8 protein-coding genes are annotated in these 8,715 nt (G+C 74.4%); 6 read left to right on the forward strand and 2 right to left on the reverse strand.

Annotation, left to right across the window (positions count from 1 at the left end; translation table 11 throughout):
• The 6 genes from ACWEN3_RS34575 to ACWEN3_RS34600 all read left to right on the forward strand — a co-directional run.
• A partial coding sequence (locus ACWEN3_RS34575; protein WP_452979084.1) for an FAD binding domain-containing protein occupies nucleotides 1–817 on the forward strand: 817 nt, incomplete at its 5' end.
• A complete protein-coding gene (locus ACWEN3_RS34580; RefSeq protein WP_452979086.1) occupies nucleotides 814–2,946 on the forward strand; it encodes a xanthine dehydrogenase family protein molybdopterin-binding subunit in 2,133 nt (710 codons plus the stop codon). The genes ACWEN3_RS34575 and ACWEN3_RS34580, both read left to right, overlap by 4 nt.
• Entirely contained in the window at nucleotides 2,939–4,078 is a 1,140-nt protein-coding gene (locus ACWEN3_RS34585) for an XdhC family protein (RefSeq protein ID WP_452979089.1), read from the forward strand. Before ACWEN3_RS34580 ends, ACWEN3_RS34585 begins: the two co-directional genes overlap by 8 nt.
• A gap of 47 nt (nucleotides 4,079–4,125) precedes the next feature.
• A complete protein-coding gene (locus tag ACWEN3_RS34590; RefSeq protein WP_452979092.1) occupies nucleotides 4,126–5,358 on the forward strand; it encodes an FAD-dependent oxidoreductase in 1,233 nt (410 codons plus the stop codon).
• 53 nt (nucleotides 5,359–5,411) lie between these two features.
• Nucleotides 5,412–5,864: a MarR family winged helix-turn-helix transcriptional regulator gene (locus ACWEN3_RS34595; protein WP_452979094.1), complete on the forward strand. Its 453-nt coding sequence runs from the start codon at nucleotides 5,412–5,414 to the stop codon at nucleotides 5,862–5,864.
• 12 nt (nucleotides 5,865–5,876) lie between these two features.
• Nucleotides 5,877–6,287, forward strand: a complete 411-nt coding sequence (locus tag ACWEN3_RS34600; RefSeq protein ID WP_452979097.1) for an SRPBCC family protein — start codon at nucleotides 5,877–5,879, stop codon at nucleotides 6,285–6,287.
• Nucleotides 6,288–6,335: 48 nt separating this feature from the next.
• Here ACWEN3_RS34600 and ACWEN3_RS34605 read toward each other — a convergent pair whose 3' ends face one another.
• Together ACWEN3_RS34605 and ACWEN3_RS34610 are read right to left on the reverse strand one after the other, a co-directional pair.
• On the reverse strand, nucleotides 6,336–7,757 hold the full coding sequence (locus ACWEN3_RS34605) for an aminobutyraldehyde dehydrogenase (protein WP_452979100.1): 1,422 nt from the start codon (nucleotides 7,755–7,757) through the stop codon (nucleotides 6,336–6,338).
• A partial coding sequence (locus ACWEN3_RS34610; protein ID WP_452979102.1) for a flavin monoamine oxidase family protein occupies nucleotides 7,750–8,715 on the reverse strand: 966 nt, incomplete at its 5' end. The genes ACWEN3_RS34605 and ACWEN3_RS34610, both read right to left, overlap by 8 nt.

The following is an 8,715-nucleotide window of genomic DNA, read 5'->3' on the forward strand; positions in this document are numbered from 1 at the left end:
CGGGCAAATTTCCGGGGTTCGGTTGGGACACCGCCCACCCCTGGCTAACCTGCGGGTATGGCCCTCGGAACCGCATCCACCAGGACTGATCGCGCTGGCCCAGGCGGTGCTGGCCGGCGCCTCCGGGCAGCTGCGCAACATGGCCACGGTCGGCGGGAACCTGCTCCAGCGCACCCGCTGCGGCTACTTCACCGACGTGACCCAGCCCTGCAACAAGCGCGTCCCGGGCAGCGGTTGCCCCGCCGTCGAGGGCGAGCACCACAACCACGCCATCCTGGGCGCGTCCGCCCACTGCGTGGCCGTACACCCCTCGGACATGGCCGTCGCGCTCACCGCCTTCGACGCCGTCGTGCACTTCGAGACCGCCGACGGGCCGGGCGAACTGCCGCTCGGCGACTTCTACCTGCCGGTCGGCGACACCCCGCACCGCGAGACCGCGCTGCCACCGGGCGCGCTGATCACCGGGGTCGTCCTGCCGCCCGCCCCGGTCGCCGCCAACTCCCGCTACCGCAAGGTGCGCGAGCGCGCCTCGTACGCCTTCGCCATCGGCTCGCTCGCCGCCGCGCTGGACGTCCGGGACGGTGTCGTGCACGAGGCGCGCCTGGCCTTCGGCGCGGTCGCCTCCCGGCCCTGGCGGGCCGTCGCCGCCGAACGCGTCCTGACCGGGGCACCGGCCGACGCGGAGACCTATGCCGCCGCGGCCGACGCCGAACTGGCGGCGGCACGGCCACTGCCGCACAACGGATACAAGGTGACCCTCATGCGCAACCTCGTCGTGGCCGTGCTCACCGAACTCGCCGAGGAGGCCGCCCGATGACCACCGTCACCACCGGAACGCCCACGCGGGCGCCCTCCGTCGGCACCGCCCACACCCGCGTCGAGGGCAGGGACAAGGTCACCGGGGCGGCCCGCTACGCGGGCGAGATCCCCTTCGCCGACCTGGCCCACGGCTGGCTGGTGCTCTCCACGGTCGCCCGTGGCCGGATCCGCGCCCTCGACACCGACGCGGTCCTCGCCATGCCGGGCGTCCTCGCCGTGCTCGACCACCGCAACGCCCCGCGCGTGAACACCGAGTACACCACCCTGCTGGGCACGCGCCCCGATCCGACCTGTGCCGTCTTCCAGCACGACCGGGTGCCGCACCTGGGCTGGCCGGTGGCGCTGGTCGTGGCGGAGACGTCCGAGCAGGCCAGGGAGGCCGCCGAGACACTCGTCGTGCACTACGAACAGGAGCCCCACGACATCGACTTCAGCGGGGACCGCCCGGACGCGTACCCGGCGGACGGCCATATGCCGGCGGTGACGGGGAAGGGGGACCTCGACGCCGAACTGGCCGCGTCGGCCGTCGTCCTGGACGCCGAGTACACCACCCCCGAAGAGCACCACAACCCCATGGAACCGCACGCCGCCACGGCTCACTGGGACGGCGGCCGGCTCGAGGTGGTCGACTCCAACCAGGGCGCCACCTGGGTCATCGGCGAACTCGCGAACCTCTTCTCGCTCGACCCGGCCTCGGTGCGCGTGCGCTCCGAGCACGTCGGCGGCGGCTTCGGCAGCAAGGGCGTCCGGGCCCACCAGGTGGCCGCCGTGATGGCCGCGACCGTCCTGCGGCGGCCGGTGCGGGTCGTGCTGACCCGCCGCCAGATGTTCTCGCTGGCCGGCTACCGCAGCCCCACCACCCAGCGGATCAGGCTCGGCGCCGACGCCGACGGACGGCTGCGCGCGCTGGAGCACCGGAGCGTCAACGCCACCTCCACCGTGCACGAGTTCGTCGAGCCGAGCGCCGGGGTGGCGCGGGTGATGTACGACGCCGACGCCCACCACACCGCCAACCGCGTGGTACGGCTGGACGTGCCGACCCCGACGTTCATGCGCGCCCCGGGCGAGGCGCCGGGCTCGTTCGCCCTGGAGGCCGCGCTCGACGAACTCGCCGAGAAGTGCGGGATCGACCCGATCGAACTGCGCCTGCGCAACGAACCCGACCGGGGACCGGTCTCGGGCCTGCCGTTCGCCGGCCGCAATCTCGCCGCCTGCTTCCAGGAGGGCGCCCGCAGGTTCGGCTGGGCGGACCGGGACCCGCGCCCCGGGCTGCGGCGGGACGGCCGCCTGCTGCTCGGCACCGGCACGGCGGCGGCCTCCTTCCCCGCGGGCGCGGCGCCGTCCACGGCGGCCGTGACCGCCCAAGCGGACGGCGGCTTCACCGTCCGGATCGCCGCGGCCGACATCGGCACCGGGGCCCGTACCGCACTCACCCTCGTCGCCGCCGACGCGCTGCGGGTGCCCCCGGAGCGCGTCCGGGTCCGCATCGGGGACAGCGACTTCGGCCCGGCGATGATCGCCGGCGGTTCCATGGGCACCCGCTCCTGGTCATGGGCGGTCACGGCCGCGGCCGAGGAACTGCGCGACAGGCTCGCCCTGAGCGCCGACATCCCCCCGGAGGGCATCACGGTGCGCTCCGACACCACCGAGGCCATCCGCGCGCTCGCCCCCGCCGAACGCCACTCCTTCGGCGCCCAGTTCGCCGAGGTGGCCGTGGACGTCGGCACCGGCGAGGTGCGCGTGCGGCGCATGCTCGGTATCTTCGCGGCGGGCCGGATCGTCAACCCGCTCACCGCGCGCAGCCAGTTCGTGGGCGGCATGATCTGGGGCATCTCCATGGCCCTGCACGAGGAGGCGCTCCGGGACCGGGCCTCGGGCGGCCCCGTCGGCGCCGATCTCGCGGGCTACCACGTGGCCACCCACGCCGACGTGCCGCGGGTGGAGGCCGACTGGATCGACGACACGGACCCGAACGACCCGGTCGGGATCAAGGGCATCGGCGAGGTCGGCATCGTGGGCGCCGCGGCCGCCGTCGCCAACGCGGTCTGGCACGCGACCGGCGTACGCCACCGCAACCTGCCCATCCGTCCGGACCGCGTCCTGTCGGCGGGAGCGCCGGATGCTTGACCTGGCCGGGGAACTGAGCCGGTGGATCGAGGAGGGCCGGGAGTTCGCGGTAGCCACCGTGGTGGCCGTCGGCGGCAGCGCACCGCGCGGTCCCGGCGCCGCCCTGGCCGTCGACAGCGCGGGCACGGTCATCGGCTCGGTCTCCGGCGGCTGTGTGGAGGGCGCGGTGTACGAGCTGTGCCGACAGGTGCTCCGGACCGGGCAGAGCGTGCTGGAACGGTTCGGCTACAGCGACGAGGACGCCTTCGCCGTGGGACTGACCTGCGGCGGGACGATCGAGGTGCTGGTCGCGCCGGTGGCCGGACGGGCGCCCGCCCGCACGGTCCTCGGATCGGCCGTGGCGACCGCCGCCGAGGGCCGGCCGGCGGCACTCGCCCGGGTCGCCCGCGGCCCGGCCGAACTCCTGGGCCAGGCCCTGCTGGTGCGCCACGACGGCCGGTACGAGGGCACTCTGGGCGGCCACCCGGAGCTGGACCGGAAGGCGGCGGCCGAGGCCCGCGCCCTGCTGGACGCGGGGCGCACCGGCACGGTGGAGGTCTCGGCGGACGGCTCGCACTGCCCGGGCGGCCTGACCCTGCTGGTCGAGTCCAGCGTGCCGCCCCCGCGCATGATCGTCTTCGGCGCGATCGACTTCGCGTCGGCGCTGGCGCGAGCCGGCAGGTTCCTCGGCTACCACGTGACCGTCTGCGACGCCCGCCCCGTATTCGCCACCAGGGCCCGATTCCCCGACGCCGACGAGGTGGTCGTCGACTGGCCGCACCGCTATCTGCGGCGCACCGCGACCGACGCCCGTACCGTCCTGTGCGTCCTCACCCACGACGCCAAGTTCGACGTCCCCCTGCTCAAGGTGGCCCTCGGCATGCCGGTGGCGTTCGTCGGCGCGATGGGCTCCCGCCGCACCCACGAGGACCGCGACCGGCGCCTGCGGGCGGAGGGCGTGAGTGAGCGGGAGCTGGCCCGGCTGCGCTCCCCGATCGGCCTCGACCTCGGCGCCCGTACGCCCGAGGAGACCGCCCTGTCGATCGCGGCGGAGATCGTCGCCATCCGGCGGGGCGGCACGGGTGCCCCGCTGACCGGCTCCGGAACACCGATCCACCGCGGCCTGCGGCCCGCCGGCGCGGCGAGGGTATAATATTCACCGACCGATGAATTACTGCTCTCGTGAAGGGCGGGACCGTCATGGAGAAGACCACCTGCTGTGTGGTGGGCGGCGGCCCCGCGGGCATGGTGCTCGCCCTGCTGCTGGCCCGGGCCGGTGTCGCGGTGACGGTGCTGGAGAAGCACGCCGACTTCCTGCGCGACTTCCGCGGCGACACCGTCCACCCCTCCACCCTGGCGCTGCTCGACGACCTGGGCCTCGCCGAGCGCTTCGCCCGGCTGCCGCAGCGCCGGGTGCGCACCGTCCAACTGCCCGTCGGAGCCGGCCGCTCGGCGGTCACCGTCGCGGACCTCTCGGCGCTGCGCGGCCCCTACAACTACGTGGCGATGGTGCCCCAGTGGGACCTGCTGGACCTGCTCGCCGACGAGGCCCGCCGCGAGCCGTCCTTCCGGCTGCGGATGAACACGGAGGCGACCTCCTTCCTGGTCGAGTCGGGCCGGGTGGCCGGCGTCCGCTACCGCACCGCCGACGGCCGCACGGGCGAACTGCGTGCCGTCCTCACCGTCGCCTGTGACGGCCGCGGATCGCTCGCCCGCGCCCGGCCCGAACTGGGCCTGCGCCGCTTCGACTGCCCCATGGACGCCTGGTGGTTCCGCCTGCCACGGCACGCGGACGACCCGCGCGGACTCGTCGGCGGCGCCGGCGAGCGCTTCCTCACCGCGATGATCGACCGCGGGGACTACTGGCAGTGCGCCGCGCTCATCCCCAAGGGCACCGACGGCCGCCGCCGGGCCGCCGGCCTGGACCGCTTCCTGGCGGACTTCACCGCCGCCGTGCCATGGCTCGCCGGCCGCACCCACGCCCTGCGCTCCTGGGACGAGGTCAAGTTCCTCGACGTACGCGTGGACCGGCTGCGCCGCTGGCACCGGCCCGGCCTGCTGTGCATCGGCGACGCGGCGCACGCGATGTCCCCGGTGTTCGGCATCGGGATCAACCTCGCCGTCCAGGACGCCGTGGCCGCCGCCCGTCATCTCACCGAGCCGCTGCGCCGCGGTGCCGTGCGCCCGCGCGACGTACGCGCCGTGCAGCGCCGCCGCCGTCCCACCACGGTCGTCACACAGACCCTCCAGCGGACGGCCCACGCCCGGGTCATCGCGCCCGTCCTCCAGGGCCGGCCGCCCCTCGGCGGCGCGGGCCGGGCCCGGCGCCTCGCCCGCCTGCTCGCCGAGTCGCGCCGGGTGCGCCGCCTGCCCGCCTACTTCATCGCCTACGGCGCGCTGCGGGAACGCCCGCCCGCCGCGGCTCTCCGGTAGTCGCTCTCTCCGATTGCCTTGACAAGAGTTGTCGCGACAACAATGATGGACGTGTGAGCAGGACGAGCGGACTCCACGACCACCTCGGCTACTGGCTTCGCCGGCTGTCCGACGAGGTCCACGGCCGGTTCGAGGCCGAACTCGCCGGACACGACGTCACCGTCTCCCAGTGGGGCGTGATGACGAGTGTCTTCGACGGTCACGACACCACCAAGGCGGTCGCGGCGCACATGGACATCGATCCGGGGGCCGTCTCCCGCCTGGTCGACCGGCTCGTGGCCAAGGACCTGGTCCGCCGCGAGCCCGACCCCGCCTCACGGCGCACGGTCCGGCTCGTGCTGACCGACCGGGGACAGGCCCTCGTACCGGAACTGGCCGAGATCGCCGACCGCAACGACGCCCACTACTTCGGCTCCCTCGACGCCGGTCAGCGGCGGCAGCTGGAGGAGTGGATCCGACGGCTGGTGGGCGAGGCCCATCCGGCGGCGCCGCCCGACAACCCCTGAAAGAAGAGCACGATGAGCATCGAACCCTCCCTCACCAAGACCGTCAGCATCGACTGCCCGTACGAGAAGGTCTACGCCTTCCTCGCCGACCCCGCGAACTGGCCCACCTGGGCCGTGGTCAACGTCCGCTCCATCGAGCCCACCGACGACCCCGACTGGTGGCGCATGTCCACCCCGCTCGGGCCGGCCAGGCTGCGGCTGCACGCGAACGCCGAGTTCGGCATCCTCGACCACGACTACGTCGACGACACCGCCTCCTGGCGGGTGCCGGCCCGCGTGGTCCCCAACGGCGACGGAGCCGAGTTCATGATGACCTTCCGCCGGCCGCCCACGTTCACCGACTCCTTCTTCAAGGAGCAGACCGACCTGGTCGACACCGAGCTGGCCACCCTCAAGAAGGTTCTGGAATCCGGACGGGCCTGACGCGTCGCCTCCCCGCCCCGGCCCGCGCGGCGGGCCGGAGCGGAGGCGTCACAGCATGACGTGCTTGACCTGGGTGTAGTCGAGCAGACCGGTGAGGGAGAGATCGCTTCCGTAGCCGGAGTGCCGCACTCCGCCGTGCGGCATCTCCGAGACGGTCGTGCCATGGGTGTTGACCCAGACGATGCCGGTGCGCAGGGCCCGGCTCGCGCGCATGGCCCGGTCGTGGTCGCGGGTCCAGACGCTCGCGGCCAGCCCCTGCGGCACGGCGTTCGCCATGCGCAGGGCCTCGGCCTCGTCGTCGAACGGCTGCACGGTGACGACCGGCCCGAACACCTCGCTCCGTACGATCTCGTCCTCCTGCCGGACCCCGGCCACCACGGTCGCCTGGTGGAAGTAGCCGGGGCCGGTCAGCGCCGCGCCCCCGGCGACCACCTCGGCATGGGCCGGGAGGCGCTCCAGCATGCCGCCCACGGAGCCGAGCTGGGCGGCGTTGGCGAGCGGGCCGAAGTCGGCGTGCTCGTCGTCGGGGCCACCGGGCACGCGCCGCGCGGCCCGGGCGGCGAAGGCGTCCAGGAAGGCGTCATGGATCCGCCGGTGGACCAGGATCCGGCCGGCGGCCGTGCAGTCCTGTCCCGCGTTGTAGAAGGACAGGTACGACAACTGCTCGGCCACGTCGTCCAGATCGGCGTCCTCGTGGATCAGCACCGGGGCGTTGCCGCCGAGTTCGAGATGGAGCCGCTTCAGGTCGGCCGCCGCCGCGGCGGCGATCTCCTGCCCGGCGCGGACACTGCCGGTCACGGCGACCAGCCGGACGTCCGGGTGTGCGACGAGCAGGCGTCCGGTGTCCCGGTCGCCGCACACGACGTTGAGGACGCCGGGCGGCAGATGCCCGGCGGCCAGCCGGGCGAGGAGCGTGGCGGAGGACGGGGTGGTGTCGGACGGCTTCAGGACGACCGTGTTGCCGGCCGCCAGCGCGGGGGCGACCTTCCAGACGGCCATCATCAGCGGATAGTTCCACGGGGTGATCTGGGCGCAGACGCCGACCGGCTCGCGGCGCAGGACGGAGGTGCGGCCCGGGGTGTACTCGGCCGCCGCCGCACCCGGCAGGTTCCGCGCGGCTCCGGCGAAGTACCTGAGCACGTCCACGATCGCGGGCAGTTCGTCCGCGAGGAACAGGGCGCGCGGCTTGCCCGTGTCGGTCACCTCGGCCCTCGCCAGGGCGTCCGCCTCCCGTTCCACGGCGTCCGCGATCCGCAGCAGCGCGGACTGCCGGTGCGCCGGTGTCGTGACCGACCAGCCCTCGAAGGCGTCCCGAGCCGCCCGGCAGGCCGCGTCCACGTCCTCGGGGCCGGAGAGCGGGGCCGTGCCGTGGGGGAGCCCGGTGGCCGGGTCGATCAGCCTCAGGGTGGCACCGGAGGCGGCCGGTACGTCCTTGCCGTCGATGTGGTTGAGGCGGGAGTCGTCAGCCACGGCGCAGCGCCTCCTCGGCGGCGGCGCGGCCGGTGCGGACCGCGCCCTCCATGTATCCGGCGACCCACTGGTCGGAGCCGCAGACGTAGAAGGGCGGCTCGTGCGTGCCGTGCAGCGGGCCGACCGCCATGACCTCGCCGGGGGTCCACTGGGTGACGTAGCCCTGCGTCCACGGATCGCTGCCCCACAGCCGCAGATGGCCGGCGGACGGCCGCAGCGCCTCGTCGCCGAACATCCCCGCGATCTCGGCGAGCAGCTCCGGGGTGCGCAGCTGCGGCGGGGTGCCCAGCAGGACGCCGAAGCGCTCGGGCGGGATCAGCGCCGACAGCACACCCTCGCTCTGCGGCCAGGTGCTGCCCAGGACCCCCTCGGCCTCGGACAGGCCGTTCAGCCCGGCGGCGCGCCAGAAGGGACGGTCGTACACGGCGGCGAACTTGGCTGCCGTCGCCTGGCGTTGCCGGTGCAGCGAGCCGAGACGGGCGTCGCTCACCCCGGTGACGGCGACCGATCGCAGCGGACCCACCGGCAGGGCGCTCACCACGGCGCGGGCGGTGAGGATCTCGCCGGTGACCAGGCGCACGGTGCAGTGGCCCGGCCGGACGTCGAGCGCGGCGACGGGTGAGCCGAGGCGGATGCGCGGGCCCAGCTCGCGGCCCATGACCTCGGCGAGGGTCGCCGACCCCGCCGCCAGCCGCAGCCCCTCCCAGTTGTCGTAGACGTAGTCGCCGCCACCGGGCACGGCGGCGCTCTTGCGCAGCGCGGCGAGCAGGGAGATCCGTTCGTACGAGCCTCCCGCCAGGGCCAGTTGACCGATGTCCCACAGGCGCACCACGGCCGGTGTGGCGTGTTGGGAGCGCAGCCAGCCGGCCACGGACAGCCGGTCCAGGGCGGCCGCCTCCGGGTGCGACCAGGGGTCTCGGGGGCGAGGCTTCGCCAGGGCGCGTACGCGATCCGGCTG

The sequence above is a fragment of the Streptomyces sp. NPDC004561 genome (genome assembly GCF_053602155.1).

Coding starts and splice junctions, on each gene's coding strand:
- ACWEN3_RS34580 (WP_452979086.1), top strand. CDS start 814: ATGACCACCGTCACCACCGGAACGCCCACGCGGGCGCCCTCCGTCGGC.
- ACWEN3_RS34585 (WP_452979089.1), top strand. CDS start 2,939: ATGCTTGACCTGGCCGGGGAACTGAGCCGGTGGATCGAGGAGGGCCGG.
- ACWEN3_RS34590 (WP_452979092.1), top strand. CDS start 4,126: ATGGAGAAGACCACCTGCTGTGTGGTGGGCGGCGGCCCCGCGGGCATG.
- ACWEN3_RS34600 (WP_452979097.1), top strand. CDS start 5,877: ATGAGCATCGAACCCTCCCTCACCAAGACCGTCAGCATCGACTGCCCG.